The organism is Calyptranema fuscum S582 (assembly GCF_055793305.1).
The window spans coordinates 39,045-61,588 of sequence record NZ_JBSLYH010000033.1; the positions used below are offsets into that span (position 1 = coordinate 39,045).

The following is a 22,544-nucleotide window of genomic DNA, read 5'->3' on the forward strand; positions in this document are numbered from 1 at the left end:
GTAGAGCATGGATTCAATCAGCATTGACATCGAAAATGTAACCGTTGCCTATCATGGCAAAGTGGCATTACACCAGGCCTCGCTCCAGCTGAAACCTGGGACGATTTGTGGATTGGTGGGGATGAATGGGGCAGGAAAATCGACCTTGTTCAAAGCCATCATGGGATTTGTTAAGCCCGTCAGTGGGCACGTCTTGATTAATGGATTACCCATCCGTCGGGTGCAAAAAAGTAGCCTGGTGGCTTATATACCCCAATCTGAGGACGTGGACTGGAATTTTCCGGTTAGTGTCTACGATGTCGTCATGATGGGGCGCTATGGCTATATGAATCTACTGCGAGTGCCGAGTTCAGGCGATAAAAAAGCTGTGAGAGACAGTTTAGAACGGGTAGAAATGTGGCAGATGCGCGATCGCCAGATCGGTGAGCTATCCGGTGGGCAGAAAAAACGTACCTTTTTTGCGCGAGCATTGGCACAACAGGGCACAGTCTTGCTTTTAGATGAACCCTTTGCTGGGGTCGATATCAAAACTGAGAAAATGATGATTAATCTGTTGGTGGAGCTTAGTCAAACAGGACACACGATTCTGATCTCAACCCACGATTTAGCGTCAATTACGACATTTTGCGATCAGGTTGTTTTGATTAATCGCAGCATTTTGGCTTATGGCACAACCTCCGAAGTGTTTACCGAAGAAAATTTATCGCGTACTTTTGGTGGATCGGTCGGCGATTTCTCGTCTGCTAAGCGTCAAGTTCATCAAATCAATCCGGAGAAGTGTTAATGGATTTAATTCAATGGTTTGCTGCGCCATTACAGCATGAATTTATGATCAAAGCAATTTTGGTCAGTGCGTTGGTGGGGGTTGTTTGTTCTGCTCTGTCCTGCTACATGACTTTGAAAGGTTGGGCATTGATGGGTGATGCTGTTTCCCATGCCGTTATGCCGGGGGTGGTGATCGCTTATGTGTTGAATATTCCGTTTGCAATTGGTGCATTTGTGTTCGGAGTCGGTTCTGTAATAGCGATCGGATTTATTAAATCAAAAACGCGGATTAAAGAAGATACGGTGATTGGCTTAGTATTTACTGGATTGTTTGCACTGGGATTAGTATTAGTATCGAAAATTAAAAGCTCAGTTGATCTGACTCATATCTTGTTTGGTAATATCTTAGGAATTTCAGATGCAGATATTATTCAAACAGTCATCATTAGTGTCATCACTTTAGTGACCTTAACAATTTTACAAAAGGACTTGATTCTGTTTTGCTTTGACTCGACTCATGCCCGGTCGATTGGTCTAAACATTACTTTTCTCTACTATGTTCTGCTGTCTCTACTATCGCTCGCGGCTGTGGCTGGACTTCAGACAGTAGGCATTATTTTAGTGGTAGCAATGTTGGTTACTCCAGGTGCAACTGCTTATTTATTGAGCGATCGCTTTGATCACATGCTCTTGATTGCAATGGCGTCCGGCGTATTTTCCAGCGTTATGGGGACTTATATTAGCTATCACATTGATGGCTCAACTGGGGGCTGTATTGTTGTGCTACAAACCCTATTGTTTCTAGCTACGATGATTTTTGCACCTAAATATGGTTTATTGGTCAGTTCCAGGAAGTCTCAGACTGTCAGTGAATCAGACACCAATCAATAATCTTTCAGCATGCCTACACCGATAACTGAAGCCATATAATATTGTTTTTATATAAAACTGTGCCGAACTAAAAGAGAGGGTGAAGGGGGTGTTGCCCCGTCACCCTCTCTTACAACGTTGTAGCTTCATAGTAGTTGGTATAGCAGCCGAGAGGCTGGTTGAACGGGGTACAGGGGTGGAATCCCTGGCTGGGGGCGTAGCCCGCACACCTCCACTGTCCGAACCATCTACTCAATTGCTATATGGCAATCCCAAATGGATTTTGTAGAGGCGCACCCCGTCGGGGTGCGCCTCTCAAAATTGGCTTAAGTAGCCGAGAGGCTTCTTGTAGTTCCTGATAATGATCTCGGAAAGCGCATGATTGTAGGGTACATCCCCGTGCACCGGGGATAGCGTCCCATCCATCGGGGACGGGAATATCGGGTTGCTTTGTCATCGGGTAGCAATAGACGACAACACAACTTGCGATCGCTGATAAATCTATAGATCTACCTTGAGTTGAAGATAACGGGATTGATGGTAAAAACTTGCCTGCCAAATGATCGCAAGCACCATCATCTGTTGGGATTGGTAAATCTTTTGGTAACTCTGTCAGCTTTTCCATGCTATTTCCTGTGCCGTCAATTCACTTGATACTAACAGACGGACTTTCAACCCCTGCCTTTTATCGAAAATTTGCTACTAATACTCTATTGTTATAGCAGTCCTAAATCAGTTGTAAAATAGGCGGGTTGTAAGAGGCGCACCCCGAAGGGGTGCGCCTCTTACAACCCATTTGGGATTGCTATAGACCATCCACCTGATCAAAATCAATATCATCAGTCTTCAATAGCTCCCTATAGCACTCCTAAATCAGTGTGAAAGCGCCCACCTTCGGGTGGGCGCTTTCACACTGATCAGGGTCACGCATCAACTAGGATCGCTATCTCACTACTCGTTCAAATCTACCTGCCAGCATTCTGGACATTGCTGGTTGTGGAAATGAATCTGAACATCAAACCAAAAGTTTTACGTTCAAATTCATCCCGCCATTAAGCAAGCCTGCGTTAACGATTTAAGACATCATTGCGATGACTGGCAGAACCTACAATGTGTACTACTTCGTCAATCAAGTCTTGAGGAACTTCCAACTCAACCAGGGTAGCAATTAAATCCTCAGCGATCGCATCGAAGTGACTGTCAGTCAAGCCCATTTTAGATACTAATTCGTGATGCGCATCTCTCATAGGACGACCATCCCAGTGGTCAGCACCTCCGAACGCGTAGGTCATAAAGTCCTTTTGATGTCGCTTCTGTTTCTGCATATCCGTGTGAGCGAAAAAGTGCTGAACCCGCTCATCTGCCAACACCTTTTCATAAAACTTTTCTACAGCCAGATCAACAGCTGCAGCACCACCAAGCTTGTCATATAGTGTGTTACTCATTGAAAATTACTCCTCAATTAGCATTGACTTAAAATGTGACACGAGGCAGATAGGAAAATTGAAATATTCAATAATCTAAAAGTTTATAGTATGACTAAACTAAAATCTATTCAAGTTAACAGTTTGTCTCGATAGAAGAAGTCTGTTGCCATGCAGATCAACCTAAGGTGAAATGTCGCATACAAGCGAGTCCCCACCAAAAAAATCCTAATATCAGCCCCCACCTCAACCCAGGAATGTGAATCATGGATTTTACGTAGTCAGAGTAATAGTTTTTATCTTCTACCCTCTCTACCTCCGGTCAAATTCACAAATAGAGCTTGAACTGTACGAATCGGGCCCCAAGGAAGTCCCCACCAACCCAGTAAGAGAGTTAGTAATGAGTAAAATTCAGCAAAAAGAAAGCGGGTTACACCGTTAACTTCATAAGGATTAGAACATCCATGATATAGAAGCATTCTAATGATGTAAATTTCTTGTTTTCTATAGTGCGGATGTCTTGCCTGAGGGAAAGATGTCCGCACTATAAATGCAAAACTGGAATGCTTCCTAAACAATTAGGTAGTGCGCTATTAAAAAACGTTTTGTCCGATGACATTTCCAGGCGGATTGTAGTGACAAACGAGGATATCATTGCCATTGCCACTTGCCAAACCGCAACCAACTTCTGTGGTATTTCTCCAAATCATTTGAGTATAGTGACCGACATCACTCCAGCTACCACTATTAGAGACTTCGGGAAAAATGCCGTAGACGAAGTACTGCTTTTCACTACCCCACATATTGACTAGATTAGTGATAGAAAAAGCTCCGCTACTGCCTTGTGCCAGGTTTTCTCCAGCACTACTATGTTCAAATGTTCCTGTTGCCGCTAGTTGATTTGCCCACTGTTGGGCGCTTGCTGCCAAACTGTCTGACCATTGTAAGGGTGGAACTCCTACTTGCGATCGGTACGAGTTATGAGCATCCAGGATCTCTTGTGCCAAGCTACCGCCTGACGAACTAGATGAAGTACCTTCTTCAACTGGTTTAAAGGATGAGATTAAATCATTCCATTCATTGGTGACCCAAGCATATTCACCAGGTGTCAGCCGAAAACTTCTTCCTTGAAAGTTTGCATGCTCAAAAAATTCCCAACTACCAGAGTAAACTTTAATCGAGGAGATTTGGTCGTTCCAAAAATCTCCAATATAAGAATAGCCTTGAGCTAGAACCCCTGATGTGGCTCCAGAGAAATTAGCATCTACAAAAATTTCGACTGACATAATTAACACTCCAAAATTTGAACAGTGGTGAGTTGTAGCGTAGGTTTGACTTAGTTAAAGTCAATCTAGTTTTAGAACTTACCTAAAGCACTCATCATGTACCTCAATTTGATATAGACCCGTGGTTTCAACTAATGCAGTGAGTGAGTTTGTAAGTTCAGCGGGTTAACAAAAGTTTTGAGCTAGATTGCTCTATCTACCTTCAGCTTGCAGAAAGATAGCGCCCATTACAACTAAAGTAATGCCAGCCATTTTCATACTGTTATATGCTTCTTTAAACAGAAAGGCTCCCAATAGTACGGTACAAAGTGCATCAAGCCCCAAAACTAGAATTCCAGTCGTACCCAAACTAGAATTGCGGGTTAACAGGTAAATCTGTAGATGAACACCAAGAGCAAATAGCACGTAAGAAAGAATGCTAGGTAGTGGACTGATATAGCCGTTCGATAACTTCATAAACATACCGCCTACTGCATATAAAAGTGCAGTAGCAGTTGCAATTAGAAGAGAAATCATAACAAACGCCTCATGAGCTTCGATATAGTCTTTGTAGATTTGGGTGAGATCTTTGACTTCTTCAAGCCGTCGAAGAATCTAGGCAGCAGGTCGCGATCGCCCCTAAGACAGCTTCTCGTTGCAATCTAGGTGCCACAGGTGGTTTAGATGTCGAATGCGCCACTGCATAACTCTAGCTCGATACTTTCGATAACCTACAATTGCGCAAATTGCAATTAAGGGAAGGGCGATCGCCAGTGAGTTAATAATGGTATTTGATAGCGCAACATCAGATTGTGGAGTTAAATCGGGTTGCGTAGTAGTGTTTGGTTTCGGAGTAGTTACGATACTTTGCATCTAACTCTCCGCCCAAATTTGATAGCACCAATTAATTGCCCAAGGTTTTTGGTAGGGGTTGCCTGCTTAAATCTGACGTTCGTCAATATTGCCTTTGTCCGTTAGGCTTACCGTTGGCACACCTACTTCAACCGTTTTAGTAACTACCATAGAACGTGGCGTGAAGTGGGTTCTGTGACCTCGATAAATGAGGTGAACCTTAGATTGATTGGTGAGTTGGGTAGGAGCAGGCGCTCTTACAAAGTTCCTGCAAAAGGTAAGTTTCATAATTGAGTAGTTTTGGAGGCTGAACTGTTTATTAGTCAGGATTAGGTTTAGGTCTAAACCTGATATATTTATCAAACCTCATAGCTAACTGAGTTCAAGCCTAAGAACGACTAATTTATTTCTGACTTGTACTGATTTTCGTTATGACTTTGACTAACGTGAATTTGAGGAATAGATTTCAGCCACGCGATGTGCAGCTCCCGATTTGATCTCTCATGCGAATTTGAAAGTAATATTTGCGTCTTTAGATGCATCTCTGACTTCAATTTTTAAGTAATATCATGTCGTCTTAAATGCACATAACATCTATATCTGCACAATGCTTATTTAGTAGGCATTTTGCTATTTTACTCTGTGCGTATATTGTGGTTATTTAACCCTACTTGATATAACATACCAACTGTTAAAACGGTTGAAATAGACAGGGTTAATTTGCTGCCAAAAAAACATCTTGAACTCCTCATTCTCCAACTTGCCATTCAAAGAGGTTAAATCAAAGAAACAGATAAAATCCCCGAAAACCTTGAAATTCCGGGGATCTACAGTATAGAGGCGATCGCTGCTATAAAAGTTGCACTCGTTCTTTCATCTCCTCTGGCAAAAGTACTTCATACATCAAAACCAATTGCTCAACCATTTCACCGATTGATCAAGCAGCCTTACATCAGCAAACAATCATTACGAATGCTAACAATGTGTAGAAAATCATCATCATGAGTAACAACAACTCGATTTTTGCGTTGGATAAGGGCTAGTTGCTCTGCATCACTTCGTCCGGTCAAGCCTGCTATTGAAGTAGTCGAAACATCAATTTCTGCCCTTTGTTTATCTATTGTGATTGCGGAATGAGCATAGCTTTAGTTTAATGCTTGACAAGGGCGATCGCTCTCATTCTTTGCGGACTCGGAACCGGAGGAGCGATCGCCTCGATATTCAAGTGCGATCGCCCTTACACCCCTTTACTGAAAGGATGAGATGGGCGAGACGTAATGGTTCACCCTCAAATCTTCCAATCGGTAGTTGAGTCATAGCTTGCTTTATCTGACTTGACCGAAATATGCATATGTTTGGTATGAGGATTACTACCGTTGTAAACTCTCCATGCCCATGCAGGTTGCCCATCCAATGCTTGATGGTTAGCAATCTTTTTGTTCCAAATCATGTACTTGACGCGGCTATCTTTACTGGTACGAATAGCTTCTGCAATTTGACCCGCATCACATCCATTAGCTGGATCATGCGTAATATCAAGAGCAGTAACAACGCCCTTGGTCCCATCTTTAACCCAGGGGTTGTGATCAGAATTTCTGCTAGCGTGGGCAGCATCACCAATCGTTCCGTCGCTCTTTTTACTACGGTTAGGTGCTTTATCATTGACTTGGCTTTGAAGTTTCTTCAGGCTTTCTGCCACTCGCCACTCAACAATACCGCGTGTATCTAGATCACGCTCATCCAAACCTTCTTCAAAAGCAGGATCTGTATGAACATCTTCATCGTCAAATACTGCGATCGCTTCGTCTCTCAAATCATCTTGAATACTCATAATGACCTCGTTAATTTCTCTAAATTGGAGCAGATCTTGAACTTTTAATTGACATCAAGCAGAGCAAAACAGTTATTCCATCAGGAATATTTTTGGTGCGATCGCCACTGTTTCTGGTTGTTTATTGGGAGTGGCGATCGCCCTTTCAGTTCTCCTCATTTGAGAGAGCGATCGGATCAGACAAAACTAAATCTGTTCAGTTCTTTAGGGAACAGGCTCAAAGTCAAATCCTGTCCCCGATCGAGACCTACCATCGCGTGGACGTATGACCTGAACCAGGTCACTTGGCTGATCTCGATCGCCTGAGTTTGCCTGAAACTTGACAGGATTGGTTACACCTTCAACCTCAAAGTCATTAGCCCGTAAAGCCTCTGCTAATCCCTCGCGGGTCGGGTTGCGGCGCAGCCCCTCTGCCAGTGCCATAACAGCATCATAAGCCGTCACCGATCGCCAGTTCACATCTGCATTCCAAAGAGTGCGGGAGTTTTGGACAAAGGGAGCATTGGGTTCACGATTGATATGCCAGGGCACAGCGACAACCAAACCTATAGCCGCCTCTTTCGCATCTTTTAAGACTGTTGGAGAATAAACATCGTCTCCGCCTAACATCAAAAACGGCTGACGGGATGCACTCTGTGACTGAGTGGAGTTCTCCTGCATGACTTCGATCGCTTTGGGAAGGACACCGGAGTTGGGGAACAGAACGATTGTAGTATCTGTTACGTCGTGCTGTTTAATTATTTTTTCCATCTCCTGTGCAGCATCAAAGTCTGACTGGGAGAGGTCAATCCGATTAATCTCACTGCCTCCTTGCTCTTTGAGTGCATCTGCAAACGCCTGAGCAATCGAATTACTGTAGGTGCTGGTGCTGTTATAAAATACCACTGCCTGTGTCTTTCCTTGCTGCACCATGTAGTCTGCTAGCCGTTGCGCTGCCATCTGGTCACTAGGCACAGTACGGAACGCATAGGGACTACCTGACTCAAACAAATTTACGGCGCTGCTGACAGGCGAGATAGACACTAGCTTACCTTCTTCGTAGATTTCGTTGGCGGCCTTTGTGGTGCCACTGGCGTAATGCCCTACAACTCCCTCAATTTCCGGATCATCGACCAGCCATTGGGCAATCTGCTGAGCGATTTCCGGATCATCGTTGTCATTGGCAATCATGACACGCAGCAATTTACCATTAATGCCTCGCTGTCTATTTTTATCTTGCGGTTCATTAATTTCTTGTTGTGCCTGTGCTACACCTCGCAAAATTTCCTGCGCTGCGTCTACATTTGGACCAATTGGCACAGGAACGGCGATTGTGTAAAACGATTGATTACCAATTTGAGCATTGTTTAGATAAATTCGGGCCTCTGGATCGTTGGGTCTGCTATTTAAAGAACCTTCCAGATGTTGAATAGCGGTAGAAAAGTCACCAGAAGCCATCGCCTGAATACCAGCTATTTTTTCAGCACTGAAATTGGACGGTATTAATAGCTTCTCACCGACACTAGTGCTTTGCACTAAAGGTGCATTTACTCCTTCACACAGATCTTTCTGAATATCAGGATCAATATAGCTCCAGACCAATTGACAAACCTCTTCCCGTAGCTTCTGGTCGCTCATGTGCCACAGGCTCAACTGACCCGTTTGACTCAAAGTTGCCAAATGCTCATCAGAAGTAAACATGGCATTTGTAATCGCTCCCTGTTGAGTGTTTTGCGGGTTGATAGGTTCATGTAAATTATTATCTACATCAAACACCATAAACATCTTTTGATTGTTACTACTTGCTTGAGTAAGGTCTTCAATCGATTCTTCAATGGGCGCTTCAGTCGATTCTTCGACAGGAGTATTGGAATTTTCTTGAGGAAGTTGTCTGCTAGCAACGATCGCCAGATGTCTTGCATCTTGGCTAAAAATGATGCTCTTGATATCTTCACCTAACTCTCCAAACTGCTGGATCTGCTTGCCTTTGATATCCCATACTCTGACAGTACCTGCTGTTTCCGCATCTTCTGCTGCACCTGTTGCGAGGCGTTTTCCATCTGGGCTGAATGCAATAATATGCGGGTTCTCCTGATCAGTTTTAAACAAAGTTTGCATTAATTTACCCTCAGCATCCCAGAGCTTCACAGTTCCATCTTGACTGAGCGTTGCCAGATCAATTCTGACGGTTCCCGAAGTTTTCAGGTCCAAAGAACTTTGATTGAATGACGTACTAACAATGTCTTGCTCATCGCCAAGGCTATTCGGGTCTGTATTCGGTTGCCACTGTTCATCCTTTAGTGTCCAAACCTCAATCCTACCTGCTTTAACCTCATTCCCATCCGTTCGACGAATGGCGATCAAGCGATCTTCCCCCGGAGCAAATTCAATGCTTTTAACCGGGTCTTGTTCTGCGGGAATAAAACCAGTGTACTGATTGTTTTCGATATCCCATAGTAAGGCATTACCAGCTGCACTAATAATTGCGAGATGATCGCCTGTCGGACTCAGCATCAAGGTTTCAGCATCTCCTAACAAGTTCTGACGTTGGTTGAGTTGTTCTGCTGAGAAAGAGCTTGCTCTGAATGTACCGTCCTCCATGTTCCACAAATTGAGAACATCTTTTTCACTCAATGTCGCTAAGCGATCGCCATTTGCACTAGTAGCTACAGCTTTGAGTTCACCTTCGTTCAGCAGTGGAATTTGCGTCGGTTGATTCCTGGATAAGTCCCAAAATCTGACTGTACCATCTTCTCCACCTGTCACTAATTGATTACTGTTGAGGGGGTTAAAGGTGAGGCTAGTAATGCCACCTTGTTGAGTATCAAATTCAATTTTTGGGTTAGGTTCCAACTCTGGCTGATTCTGGATATCCCAGAGTCTCACAATTCCATCTTCTCCTGTAGTTGCAACTTGTTGATTGTCAGGGCTGATGGCAACACTATTAACAATGCTATCGGTTGGGGGCGGTGGAATAGGTGAGCCAGCTCCCTTTACCTCGACTGTGTCGTTATTGTCGTTATTGTCGTTATTGGCGGTATTTCGGACAATCACAGCATAACGTCCATCAGCACTAAATACTAAGTTCTTAATCTTAGTATCAACCTCAAGTCCATAAGGCTGTAAGCCAGATTCCTTTGCATCAAAAGTCTCAACGTTTGTGAAGTGGATTTTATCTCCATCTCTTTTAATTGTTAGGAGGGAGACTGAACCATCCTCATTAATTGCTGCAAGCTGCTCCTCTTCAACACCATTTCTGTTTCTAGGTAAGAATATCAGGCTTTTGATATCTTGTTTTGTAGAGACCTCATGATAACCGATGAACTCACCCGACGAGGGATCGAATAACGTAATATTCCTTTCACCATCCAATATACCTGCTGTTGCCAGTAGTTTTCCATCACGGCTAAACGCAATAGTGTCTGTTTCCTTATCATTTGTGGAAAATCGAAAAAGTCTTTTGCCAAAGCTATCCCAAAGCCTGACCGTATTGTCACTTCCAAGCGTTGCTAATTGCTTACCATCAGGGCTGAACGCCACGCTGCGAGTTTGACTATCTGATAAGCTACCTCCCAGTGCCTCAATAGGTTTGCGAGCTGTACCGTTGCCATCCTGTAACTGTACAACTTCGTTATCTCCGACAATTGCCAGTAGACCATCTTGTCGCACTGCAATACTGTAGATGTTCTTTGTCTGATCAGCGGTAATCTCTTCAGAATCGCTTGGGATAATCCTTAACGTATCACTTTGAGTTCCAATCTCCCACCGCTTCACAGTACCGTCCGCTCCACCCGTCATCAGAATACCATCATCACTAAACGCAACGCTGTAGACATTGCCTTGTTGCGTATTAATTTCGTCAAGTTTTTTTCCAGAGTTAGCATCCCAAAGTCTGATTACATCTTCCTCTCCAACGGTTGCCAAAACAGTTAGATTATTTTTGACCTTCAACGTTTGAGGACTAAACGTCATGTCGCCGTAAACATTTTCACTACCTAGATCCGTTGACGAAATCTCTTTTGATACGTACTGTCCGTTTTTCAGTTCCCATAACTTAACGCGACTCTCTCCAAGATTGAGATCCTGCTCAACGATCGCCAATAATTTACCATTATCACCAAACTCTACATCATCAATGATCGTGTCAGAGTTTGACGTTTTAATGGATTTAATCGAACAGGAAGTGTTTGAACTACCGTTAATTGGGCTTGATGAATTTGTATTCGGTGAAGCAGTCGGCTCACAGGACGTGCTCGAACCATCCTTCTGAATCTGCCAAAACTCAACTGTGCCATCGATCCCACCTGTTGCTAATAGCGTACTTTCAGGCTTTTTAGGATCATTTCTAAACGCTACGCTGTAAACATCTTCCTGCTCTGTGATCAGTGGTGCAAGCTCGTCACCTTTACTGTTCCAGAGCCTAACGGTGTCACCTTGCCCAATCGTTGCCAGTAGATCCACATCAGGGTTGGGATTGAAGACCACTTCGTACAGGCTACCGCGATCGAGTTGCAGACGATTGCGTTCTTGAGTGCCGTATAGAAGCTTGAAAAACGTGCCACGGACAGAGGAATTGAGCGACTCTACTTTCTCTGCTTGAAATGGAGCGATAATAAAGCCAAGTGTTTTTTGTGCCCCTAAGATATCGAGTGCTGCTTCTAATTCCCGTCCAGATTTTAAGTTTGCTTCTGCGGATTCCCTTAACGCCTCAACCGTTCTAATCTGAGCTTTTTCCTCTTCATGTAAAGCCTTTACCCAAAAGCCTAAAATTACTACTGCTCCAAGTAACCCAAGTCCAAAAAACGCGGCACTCAATACTCCTTTCCGGATAATACTTTGCCGCACGAACTCGGTTTCGTTGTTATTCAGCCAGCTGTTCTTGACATACAGAAGTTGTCTGAGTTGCTCTAATCGCGGGTCATTGTGCCAGAGATGCTCCCCTGTGCTTTGGGGCACACTTGCTTGTTCGGCAGTAGTTTGAGAAACAGGCGATCGCTTCAGTCGGCTCAGCAATGCTCTCGGGTTTAGCGATCGAGCGAAGCGCATTTGTTGTTCGATGCCAAAGCCAATTGCACCGCATGGGAGTTTTGAAATCGTTGCATACCAAGCGCTCTGCTTGGAGTCTTCTCTCTCCTGCCATTTCTGAGTGTCAAGGATGAGGCGATCGCGCAGAACCAAATCCACCTCTTCAAGCCATCCCTTTTCTTCTTTGGGCTGCTCTTGGACTTGATTTCCCTGTTTCTGATTCTTTTTATTGAGTTTATCCCAATATAGAATAAGCGCATCATGAGCAGGTTCTACATACTCTGTTGTGACTGTTTTACCATCCTTCTCATACTCAGAGGAATTAGAAACAATCAAGCGGTAATCATCTAGTTTCTTGATAACCTCTTGCATACGGGCTGTAGCATCTTTGTAGCGGCAACCCCAATTTGGATACAGCAACTCTGATTTTGGCACCGGTCGCTTGGCTAATCTCCCGCCCTGAGTTGCAACCATGCGGAGTATCAAATGCTTCATCATTGCTTGGCGTACAGCACCGGGGAACGGAGTCTTACCTACTGGCTTCTCGTCGGGTAGAAGTTGACCTAATTCATCGTAGGCTTCTGTTGCTCTCTTCGTTAATGCACCAGAAACACCCCCTAACGTCTCATAATCTTCCTCCATCATAATTACTTTAGGCTCTTCTCTATCAGAAGCCGTTTTATAAAGCTCGTCTAGTGTAAATGACAGTAATGCCAAGCCTCCCGGCATTCCCCGAACGTCATCAATCATTTTTGAAACCAACGCTTCTGATTCAAATCCCAAAACACGTCTTTTTTTGTCGAGAAAGCGTCTGGTCGGAATCATGATCACTTGTCTGAACTGATTGCTATTCATCTCTTCAACGACTAAGCGTGTGGCTGCGTTCCAATATTGGCTGATAGTGGACTGAGCAGCATTGCTTGAAGAATTACTATTTTTTGCAGAACCACGGAAATAAATCTCAAAATCCGAGCGTACTGTTAGCACAACATGCAAATTCTCGGACTTCTCTACCGTTTGCACAAGCAAGTTCAGAAATAAATCCCTTTCATGCGGTTGAGATAGAGTAATTAACTCTTCAAATTGGTCAATGAAGAGTAGGACGTGAGTATTCTGATGATTCTGCTCTTTACTCCAGGTATTGATTACTTCAAGCAATTTGTTATTTTGTTGTGTAGCCTGCTTTAAATCTTGAATGAGTGAGTTGAGTTTACTATTCTCACTATCAATCAAACTCTTGTCGTAAAGCGGCAGAATAACCTTTGCCAATTCTGTTAATGGAAATTCTCCAGGGCGCATCGCCTCAAGAATATGCCATTGTTTGGACTGATCAGATTTGTCCGATTGGGTTGAAGCAGCACTCTCTCTTAAGCAAGGAATCAGTCCTGCTTTAACAACGCTTGACTTGCCAGAACCAGATGCTCCGCTGACAATAGTAAACTTTTGGTGAACTTGATTGACATGTTGATATAGTTTCTGGATCAGCGCATCCCGACCACAAAATATAGGCTTATCTTCTTCTTCATAGGCAAATAGACCCTTGTATGGATTCTCAATATTTCCGATCTTCTTCAAATCATCAGGATTAAACTCAGGACTTAGAAAAAAGTACTGCCCCGATATCGTCTCTTGTCGAGCCGGATAGTTTATCTCTGGATGTTGCTTCTGTTTAACACGGGTATCTCCTACGATATAGTTATAAATCTCCTCAGCCGTAAGAATACCGTCTTTATTTGAGTCAACTTCTCGGCCATAATCTCCACCTTTTAGAGCCTCGAACAGAGCTTCTGCAAAAGGGGAATGATCAGGTATTAATTTCCCACCATCGGGTACGGGTCGATAGCCCCCTGAAGAAATCAACGTAAAAGTAGGTTGTTTCCACAAGCAGTCATAATCTTCCCTGTAGCTTTTTTGTCCACTTGAACTCGCAATTCTAGAAGTGATTTCTGCCTGTTTCGATGCTTCCCTGGCTGCGCCTGAATAGCAACAATCTAGCATAAGCAGTTTGTGTTCGCAGGGTAGTCCTTGCAGGGTATCGATCAAGGTTGCTGCTGGAAAATGTTTTCCCTCCTGGGTCACCAATTGTAATTTCCTAACACCATCTCGCTTGTTTTCCTGAGTCTCTTGATAATCTTCTGCAAGAAGACCATGACCTGCAAAGTAGAACAAAAAGCGATGCTTCTTCTGGAGAACGATGGGTCCGCTCCGAGATACCTGGATTTCTTTACCGTTAAATTCGACAACTTGTCCAGGGAAATTAATTTTATTATCCTTCAAATTGCCTACTAACGTCGTGAGAGTTTCATGCGTCGCATCTTTGTCAGTCAACAGTAAAACTTGATACCACTCATCCCCACCCCGATGCTTCTTCCGTTCATCATCACCCAGCATCACAGCCAAACGTTTGGCATCATTGACCGCCGCTTTGAGTGGGGTTTCAGTTTCGTACTCATTAATGCCAACAATGATGGCAAAATTTTGAGTAAAATCATGCCGTTTCCCACCTGGATTCGATAAATTCATAAGTCGTCTCCTTCAAAAGAAGTTCGGTGAATGGATTAAATTGGCAATGTTTGTTGATGCGTTGAGAATTGTCAGTTGGGTCAAGCCAAGCAAAATTCAACTGACGAAATCAGTTTCAGATGTACAGTAAAATATTGCTGAGTGAATAGTTTAGAGTGCAGTCGTAAAGATAATTTGTTGGGTATACCAATCGTCGTAGGTTACCTCTTTCTTGGGTTGAGCAAGCCGAGATTGAGCACGATCCATTAAACGATTGAGGGTCGTTTGTTTGAAGATCCCTCGGTGTGAGGAGTGAGGTTGATCTAGGGCATCTTGAGCGCTCAATTGTGCATCAAATTCTACCGAACTGACTATTACCTTCAATATGTCATTCGTTTCTCTTAGTCCCAACTGACGTAATTCTGGCTCGATTGAGAAGTCAATATAATCTCCATCACTTGCCCATGCACATTGTCTTGGTTCAAGTCGGACATATCCTGCTGCAAAGAAGGGAGCCACGATCGCAAATCGATCAGTCAGGTCTAGGATGGTGCAGTAGAGAGGTTTTTGGCTTTTATTCGTCAGTTTGATTGTACATTTGGGAGGCTGCCACTCTCCATCTTTCAACTGATACTGGCGGCGAATCTTCTTGTCTGTGACAGCACTATTCTCACCTTCAAACAAAAATTCTATCTCAATATCTTCAGGTTGAATGCGGCTGGCAGGAGGGCTGGAGAGGTCACGGATAGTCAACCAGCGAGCGATATGTTCCAGACGGGCGATCGATTGTTTTGCATTATCTGCTGTGAATCCTGATAGTGGAGCAACTAAAGAACGGTTGTCATCCTTCAACCGAATTCTATATTCCTCATTCTGGCACTGCAACCACAATTGAGCTGTCTCACGAGCTTGGACTGGACGAATGTAGATTGACGCATGATTTCCCATCGTCGCGGACTGAATTGCCTGCTCAGCCAACACAACACCTTTTGCATCTCCTTCAATGTAAACACCGTAAGCGGGTAATGGCAGACTAATGACAATCGCCTTGTAAACACCATCCGTAGATAGTGTGCCACGGGTAATCTCCAACTGGCTCAATTGAGGCAATACTTTTGTCACTTTAGCGTCGCCAATCGATTGATCAGGATTTTGCAGATCCCGCACATTACAGCCGAACTGAAATAAAGCCAGCAAAGTTGTTTCCTCTCCGGCAGGCGGTTGAACACCGTGAACGACACCGCCATCAATCACCCAGCCCAGGCTCTTATCGTGGCGGACAGTGAAGTAGGATGCTCGCTCTGCGATCGCCCCATCTAAAAACAGTAAATTACCTTGCTCGGCAGGAGTAACTTCGAGCTGAGGAAATTGAGTTCTTGAGAGTTTTGCCAGCTCTAGGGAAACCTTGTGTTTAGTTTGCTGCCACAGTTCTCGATAGGTTCGTTTACCAGGTTGCTTCAACGTCTCTAACAAGCAATAGGAAAAGATGCCACGCTTCTTGCCGTCAATCACCACTTCCTTAGCCGTATCCCGATCCTCACACGCTGCCATGAGAATGTGCTGCCCTCGAGGAAACTCGTACCCTGTAGCACTTTGATGGGCACTAGAGTCAGAACAAAGTTGTTCTAACTCCTCCCGCTTGAAGAGGTAGCTTTCTAGCGGACGAGAACGCTCATCACCAGGAGTCAACCGCTCTACAACCTCCGAAGACGGATCTTTGGTGCCAGAGCCGGAATGGCAACAATCAAGAATCACACAAATGTGAGGCTTGTTGAGGGCGACTTCGGTAATCAATTTAGCAAGCTCTTTGTCTGCCAGATGCCACTTACCTGGAAGTCCACTATCGTAGCAATATAACGTTTCATTTTTTTGATCTGGCTCAAACTGCCAAAATGCTTTGGGAATGTTGTTTTCTTGCGAACCATGCCCACTGTAATAGAAGAGGACGACATCATTACTATGTGCCTGGGATAGATGCGTTCGGAACCCTTGAATGATCCCTTCACGAGTTGCTTTTTGATCAAGAAGTGTTTGGATATGAAGCTGATAGTTGTCGCTAGCAGACCATTGCGCCAAATACTCCTTAACCGCGTTGATATCATTTACACAACCCTGTAGCCGCTGATTAGGGTTGGGATATTCATCAATGCCAACTAACAGTGCATAGAGATTACGTTTCATTGTTGTCACTCCCTGACTGAACAAATCTTTCTATTCAACTAATGTGGTCTTCCAAATGCTGCAAATAGCATCTGAAGTCGCAGAGGAAACTGTAGACGTTGTTGAAACCAGTGCTTTAACAACTAACACCGCAACAATCATGGCAATCGAAGAAGCCAGCCCTAAATGACTCGCTAAAATTGGGGCTAAAAGTGCGGCTGCTTGATCAGAACCTTTTTTGAAAGCGTCTAAAACTTTCGCTTTTAAATCCGCATCATCCAAAAAATCACCACACATCAAATCATAAGATTTGACATTTAATTGTTCGAACAGGCGATCGCCAAATTCAATATCAGCAATCCTTAAACTGATTCCTCTCTCAGTCGTGGAGAGATCTTCGTCAAGACTTTCCAAAGAAGCGGATCGTGACGTTGCATCTTCAGAAATTTGTTGAGTCCGTATTCCAAGTTGAGCCTTGAGTGCATCTTCGTTCAACTCTAAGAGTTTTTCGGCTAATTCATAAATTTCTGGCATAAGACGTATTAACCTTGAGACATTTATAAATCTATCAAATGTAGGAGAGAGGATTGTTAGGGTGCGCTAGCGATCGCGTTAACGCACCACCTATAGGCTATTACCGTCTCAAAATAGCTGCCAATCTTCACCTATTAAGAGCTATGCACTGACAACATCATGCTCAGGTTTCATCAGATCATCACCAGCAATGACCGTGGTGTAAAACACGTATTTACTATTTGCTACATAGCGTTTATCTTGCGTGACAAACTCCATGAATTCCTTGTGACCTGCTGTTGTTCGCCCCACTAAACAACCTGCACTGGCTGTTTTAATGTCATTTTTAGGAAAGTCAAATCCCCAATGCTGATTAATGCCAAAGTTTCCCGTATCTAGATTGTCATTAGTACGTTTGAAATCCTTATTGCGATCGCGATGGACTGTCACGGGTCCTCCCGTCTGGACGAGTGCTTTATGAGCAGATGGTTTCCCTTCTTTGTGAGTTCCCACCTGCCAACAACGTTGTTGTCCAAATTGAATCCGGGCAGCTCCCTTCGAGCTTAGCGGGTCGATAGTGTATTTTTTCCCAGGTTCAGTGGTGCCTTCCCACTTGCCAACAATAACTGGCTTGCCTTCCTGAACCTCTAGCACCAAACGCAGATCATTAAATTCATTTGGCACATCATTGTTGAGTGTGAAGTTGGAATTCATTCCCTCGATGTAAACAATGTTGTATTGTTTGCGTTCAAGAAAGACTTTATAGCCCTTCTTCACCATGTAATTGTAGATACGGCTTGCCATATCGCCCGTTTGCGATGTTCCATTACTTTTAGAACTTGACAACGGGGTAAAACTTCTGGTGGTAGGTTGTGCTCCGATCAGTGCGTCTGCGGTTTCTGTGCCAAAGTAACCATATTGTCTTTCCAGACTCGTATCAGGTAAAGAATTTGTTTGAAAAGACAGTAACGCATCGGTGGTTGCTTGGTCGAATCCTCGATCTGCCCAAGATTCTTCAGACGATTCTTTTAGAGAATCAATTGCAACCAATGCTTCTTGAATTTCCAGTATCAACATGGGATCTTCGGCGATCGCCTCAAGTGAGTATTTCTCATCTGTACCAACAAAGCCTTTGAGATTCATTTTTACCGTCCTGTCTTTCAGACTTACATTAGAAAGATTGATAGTAGGTTTAAACCTGTTATGTTTATCAAACTCGATTACTAACTAAGTTCCGGACTGAGAATGACCAACTTGTTTCTGATTTGCACCTGCTTTTGCTATGACTTTTTATTCCTGACTGACTGACAAATTCTTTCCCCACTCTTCAAGAAAGGCAAAGCTCTACATCCTTTGACCTTTCCTTGCGAGAGAATAACTTTTAAGCGATCGCTCTTTATTAAAGGGCCTAACTCAGGACAACTTTTAATCATTAAAAGAGTGCAACTTTTTAATTTGTGATTTATTCCCATCGATCGCCTCATTCTCCGGTCGATCGACAACAGCTTGTTTAGATGCTTGTCCCCGGACAGGTTTGGCTCAACTCAACTCCCATCGATAGCGATCGCCTACGAAAAATCTGCTGGCGTAACATCATAGCCCCCATACTCATCTATATACTTCAAAATAGATGTACCAAATTCATCACCCATAATCAGACCTTTTAACAACAGGTTTGCCACACCGTAAGGACCAGATAAATGTGCGCCTGCGAGTAACCCAGATAGACTAATCGTGACGGTTTTCCCGCCAAAGGTTTTAACCTGACCGAGATAGTTATCAACCGATTGTCCTTGGGCTGCAAGGGCATCCTGAATGCGACTCAAGTTCAGTGCAAATGCTTCTCGAATTGCCGCTTCTTGAACTTCGGGAGAGCTTTGGAAGGTTGCTTTGCTATTAACACCTCGCTTGCCCGTCCATCGTCCTTGCCAGTGATTGCGATCGGCACCGTTCATATAGAAAATCTCAGCTTGATAATAACCAAGATCGATCAGCAGGGGTTCACCAAATTGGTATTTCCCTATGAAACCAAGCGAGTTTTCTACCTGATACTGCTGAGGATTACCATCTGGGATCCCTGATTCAAAAGCGCCCATCGCCGCTAACATTGCTTGAAAATCACCTTTGGACGTGCCTCCAGAGGAGGCACCTGGGTACTTGGGAGGAATCACCAGAACCATACCTACTTGCAGTTGCGCTGGATCTGATCCAATTACAGTTTGATTTGCTTCATAAATCTTACGCCACGCTGATTCATTGCTATCCCCGTAGAATGTTTGAGCAATCGCCGAGAGAGAGTCACCTGCTTGTACGGTGTAAGTTTGATCTTGTCCTGAGTTGGTAACCATCATTCGTTTTCCTTACTGCTTTAGTAGGATGGATAGCAGATTTGAACCCGATGTATTGATCAAACTCCATTGTTGACTGAGTTTAAAACTAAGAATGACTGACTTGTTTCTGACTTGTGACCGCGTTTGTGATGACTTTTATTGCACACTTGCTGCTCAATCAACAGCGATCGCCCCTTAGGGGCATTACAGCGCTTCACGCCTGGATATGGTTAGATTTTTTGTTGTGGGTCGTGCGGAGCGCGACCCACAACAAAAAATCCGTGGCTTAAGCAATTGAACATAGCTACAGTTCCCAGTATCGTCATCGAGAAGTTGGAGCTGTCTCCGATTTGAACGATGAAATTTTATGGCGGTGCCACACTGAGCCTGACACAAATAACGAAAGAGTAGGTCTCAAAGGGGTAAAATGCCTCTGAGACCTACTCTCTGGAAAGAATTGAGATGAGTTTGTGAGCTACTGAATTCTATACAGTTTGAGCTTTGCTCTGACTTGTCCCGTTGGTAGAGCTCACCATTTCTAGAGCAGGTGGTTGAGCCAGATCTGAAGTTAGTGCAGGCATGGACTGAAAAGCCACAGTCTTGCTTTTGCGAAGGCTACCACCTGCTTTACGATATTCATTGCTGTTTCTGCCATATCTTGTGGAAACACCGCTCAGCATCCGCGCACTAAGATCTGCTAGTTCTTTCTCTAGAGCAATGACATTGCGGCGAGACTCGTCGATCTTGGAAACGAGGGTGTTATGGGCTTCAATAGTACTGCGAACGGTTTCAATCATTTGAGCATATGTATCAGTAGTAAGCCCGTATCCTAAATCTAGATTTTCGTCGATCGATTTGAGGCTGGCAAGACGACGTTGAGCTTTGTTGATGGCAGCGGAGCCGCGAGTTTTAAGGGTCATAGTAGATTCTCCTGATGGGTTCTTTTCACCATAGCCACATCAGTATTGTCAGGAGATTCGTATTTTTAACGATTGTTTATAGAGGATTCAGTAGAGATCGATTGAAACTGGTTTTAATACGGATAAAGGAGGAAATAGCTCAGTATTTGTGCGAGATTGACCCGAAGTATTTACGTCAATTTCAAAAATGGATGTGGAAACTCCGTACATAAAATTTCACAAATAGAGAATGCGATCGCAATTTTTATAAATCTGATCGTATTTCCTATGCAAGTTACTGCATTTACCCCAAATCAGGTCACGTTTTCCGTATTGAAGTCCGTGTGTGTAAAATTTTTGTTCGGCTTTTCCGTATTCTCGATCGGACTTTCAATCAATCAGGTTGCATTCTAGATAAATCAGGTTGCATTTTTGATACACGAAGCTTTGTTTTTCATGCGGGCGATCGCGATCGCAGGGTATGCCTGAAAACTGCATAACTCTCTAGTTAACTAAGTTTCAGTCTGAGCATGATTAACTTATTTTTGACTTGCAACTACTTGCATTCTGAGTTTTATCTTGTAAGCTTTAAAGTGCTTCTTGTGAAAGGGTCTCTATGTCAAGGTCACTCAGAGTCCAACAGGGTTGCATTGAAAAAGTAAAACTAGCTCTCAGACAAAATGGTTTTCCCAGTCAAAGAGCGTTAGCTGAGGATGTAGGATTTGCTTTAGCAACAGTCAGTAACTTTTTGACAGGTAAGCCTGTTGATTACTCGACGTTTGAAGAACTCAGTCGGAGATTGGCGCTAGATTGGAAAGAAATTTCTACTCTGGATTTTGAGATTTCATCTCAAGTAATAGTCAAAAATCCTGAACTCACTGAGTTGTTTGATTCCGACCTGGACACATTGTCTCTTTACCCTAGTGGTGCAGTGCCTCTTAGTTCCTCTTTTTACATAGAACGCGCTTTTCTGAAAGCACAAATTGATCAAGAAATTAGGAAACCAGGAGCTTTAGTGCGGATTAAAGCACCCAGAGAAATGGGCAAAACCTCTCTTTTGCTGAGGGTTCTCGACTCTGCCAGACGTCTGGGCTACCGCACCGTCAGTCTAAATCTGGAGCAAGTTGATCAAACAATTCTGAACGATTTAAATCAGTTTTTGCGTTGGCTATGTGCCAACGCTGCTCGACAACTCCAGCTACAACCAAAACTAGACAAGTATTGGGATGAAGATCTAGGAAGCAAAATTAGTTGCACGTCCTATTTTCAAGACTATCTACTACCGTCAATTGCCGCCCCCCTTGTTTTGGCATTAGATGAGGTGAATCAGATTTTTGAGCATTCTCAAGTGGCAAAAGATTTTTTACCACTGCTACGATCATGGTACGAGGAAGCCAAAACCCTACCGATTTGGCAAAAGCTCCGTCTAATCGTGGTTCACTCCACAGAAATTTATGTTCCTCTTGATTTGAACCAATCGCCGTTCAATGTGGGATTGCCGATTCAGTTACACAGCTTTAGTCAGAAGGAGGTGAAGCAGTTAGCTCAACGCTACGGACTTGATTGGTCAGACGGAGAAGAAGCCAGTCAACTGATGAGCTTGGTGGGGGGACATCCCGCACTGGTACACATTGCCCTCTATCATCTCAGTTGTAAGGACGTAACTCTGACACAACTTTTAGAAACTGCCACCGCCACCAGAATTTATAACTATCACTTGCAGCACCATTGGGTGAGTTTGCAAGAACAACCAGAGTTAGCCCGTGTCCTGAATGTTGTTTTGAGTGCTACTGACTCTATGCAGTTAGATCCTATCGTGGCTTACAAGTTAAGCAGTATGGGATTGGTTAAGCTGGATGGCAACAGGGCAACTCCAAGTTGTCAGTTATATCAACAATATTTTTCAAGTCATCAGATTCTTGCAAGTCAGGATCATTCCTCAACCCCCAATTTTCAAACGTTGAATGAAAGTGTCAAACTTTGATCACAGATTGAAGAATGCTGACGACAATAGCTTATGCATTTTTAATCTTAGGAGGAAACAATGTATGTGTCTGCTCAATGTGGAATTACTGATTCAGTTGGATCGTTCAGCCAAGAGGAGGTGAAGAAATTAGCTCAATGCTATG

The 22,544-nt window shown here is 43.7% G+C and carries 15 protein-coding genes; 3 read left to right on the forward strand and 12 right to left on the reverse strand.

All coding sequences use genetic code 11. From position 1 onward, the window contains the following. The first annotated feature begins 7 nt into the window (after positions 1-7). Positions 8-784 carry a metal ABC transporter ATP-binding protein gene (locus tag ACR6Z4_RS20760; protein ID WP_479719230.1) on the forward strand — a complete coding sequence of 259 codons (777 nt, stop codon included), beginning with the start codon at positions 8-10 and terminating at the stop codon, positions 782-784. Then, a complete protein-coding gene (locus ACR6Z4_RS20765) occupies positions 784-1,656 on the forward strand; it encodes a metal ABC transporter permease (RefSeq protein WP_479719231.1) in 873 nt (290 codons plus the stop codon). The genes ACR6Z4_RS20760 and ACR6Z4_RS20765 overlap by 1 nt, the downstream gene beginning before the upstream one ends. A 238-nt stretch (positions 1,657-1,894) precedes the next feature. Here the strand turns inward: ACR6Z4_RS20765 and ACR6Z4_RS20770 are convergent, their stop codons facing one another. The 12 genes from ACR6Z4_RS20770 to ACR6Z4_RS20825 form a co-directional block, all read right to left on the reverse strand. Beyond that, on the reverse strand, positions 1,895-2,260 hold the full coding sequence (locus ACR6Z4_RS20770) for a thioredoxin domain-containing protein (RefSeq protein ID WP_479719232.1): 366 nt from the start codon (positions 2,258-2,260) through the stop codon (positions 1,895-1,897). Positions 2,261-2,702: 442 nt separating this feature from the next. After that, positions 2,703-3,080 carry a group I truncated hemoglobin gene (locus ACR6Z4_RS20775; RefSeq protein ID WP_479719233.1) on the reverse strand — a complete coding sequence of 126 codons (378 nt, stop codon included), beginning with the start codon at positions 3,078-3,080 and terminating at the stop codon, positions 2,703-2,705. A gap of 572 nt (positions 3,081-3,652) precedes the next feature. Further along, a complete protein-coding gene (locus tag ACR6Z4_RS20780; RefSeq protein WP_479719234.1) occupies positions 3,653-4,345 on the reverse strand; it encodes a CAP domain-containing protein in 693 nt (230 codons plus the stop codon). A gap of 192 nt (positions 4,346-4,537) precedes the next feature. Further along, complete coding sequence (locus ACR6Z4_RS20785) at positions 4,538-4,861, reverse strand: DMT family transporter (RefSeq protein WP_479719235.1); 324 nt, start codon at positions 4,859-4,861, stop codon at positions 4,538-4,540. Positions 4,862-6,123: 1,262 nt separating this feature from the next. Further along, positions 6,124-6,303 carry a DUF5615 family PIN-like protein gene (locus ACR6Z4_RS20790; RefSeq protein WP_479719270.1) on the reverse strand — a complete coding sequence of 60 codons (180 nt, stop codon included), beginning with the start codon at positions 6,301-6,303 and terminating at the stop codon, positions 6,124-6,126. A gap of 161 nt (positions 6,304-6,464) precedes the next feature. Beyond that, positions 6,465-7,007: a hypothetical protein gene (locus tag ACR6Z4_RS20795; protein WP_479719236.1), complete on the reverse strand. Its 543-nt coding sequence runs from the start codon at positions 7,005-7,007 to the stop codon at positions 6,465-6,467. A 204-nt stretch (positions 7,008-7,211) separates the two neighbouring features. Continuing rightward, positions 7,212-14,534, reverse strand: a complete 7,323-nt coding sequence (locus ACR6Z4_RS20800) for an nSTAND1 domain-containing NTPase (RefSeq protein WP_479719237.1) — start codon at positions 14,532-14,534, stop codon at positions 7,212-7,214. Positions 14,535-14,684: 150 nt separating this feature from the next. Then, the gene (locus ACR6Z4_RS20805) at positions 14,685-16,694 is read right to left on the reverse strand and encodes a caspase family protein (RefSeq protein WP_479719238.1); all 2,010 of its coding nucleotides are present in this window, start codon (positions 16,692-16,694) and stop codon (positions 14,685-14,687) included. Positions 16,695-16,724: 30 nt separating this feature from the next. Beyond that, a complete protein-coding gene (locus tag ACR6Z4_RS20810; protein ID WP_479719239.1) occupies positions 16,725-17,207 on the reverse strand; it encodes a hypothetical protein in 483 nt (160 codons plus the stop codon). Positions 17,208-17,348: 141 nt separating this feature from the next. Then, positions 17,349-18,329 (reverse strand): peptidoglycan-binding protein, encoded by a 981-nt coding sequence (locus ACR6Z4_RS20815; protein WP_479719240.1) that lies wholly within the window; start codon positions 18,327-18,329, stop codon positions 17,349-17,351. 425 nt (positions 18,330-18,754) lie between these two features. Then, positions 18,755-19,537 carry a LysM peptidoglycan-binding domain-containing protein gene (locus ACR6Z4_RS20820; protein ID WP_479719241.1) on the reverse strand — a complete coding sequence of 261 codons (783 nt, stop codon included), beginning with the start codon at positions 19,535-19,537 and terminating at the stop codon, positions 18,755-18,757. 464 nt (positions 19,538-20,001) lie between these two features. Beyond that, positions 20,002-20,436, reverse strand: coding sequence for a hypothetical protein (locus ACR6Z4_RS20825; protein WP_479719242.1), 435 nt, complete (start codon positions 20,434-20,436; stop codon positions 20,002-20,004). Between the two features lie 595 nt (positions 20,437-21,031). Between ACR6Z4_RS20825 and ACR6Z4_RS20830 the strand changes: the two genes are divergently transcribed. Beyond that, on the forward strand, positions 21,032-22,399 hold the full coding sequence (locus tag ACR6Z4_RS20830) for an AAA-like domain-containing protein (RefSeq protein ID WP_479719243.1): 1,368 nt from the start codon (positions 21,032-21,034) through the stop codon (positions 22,397-22,399). Positions 22,400-22,544: the final 145 nt, after the last annotated feature.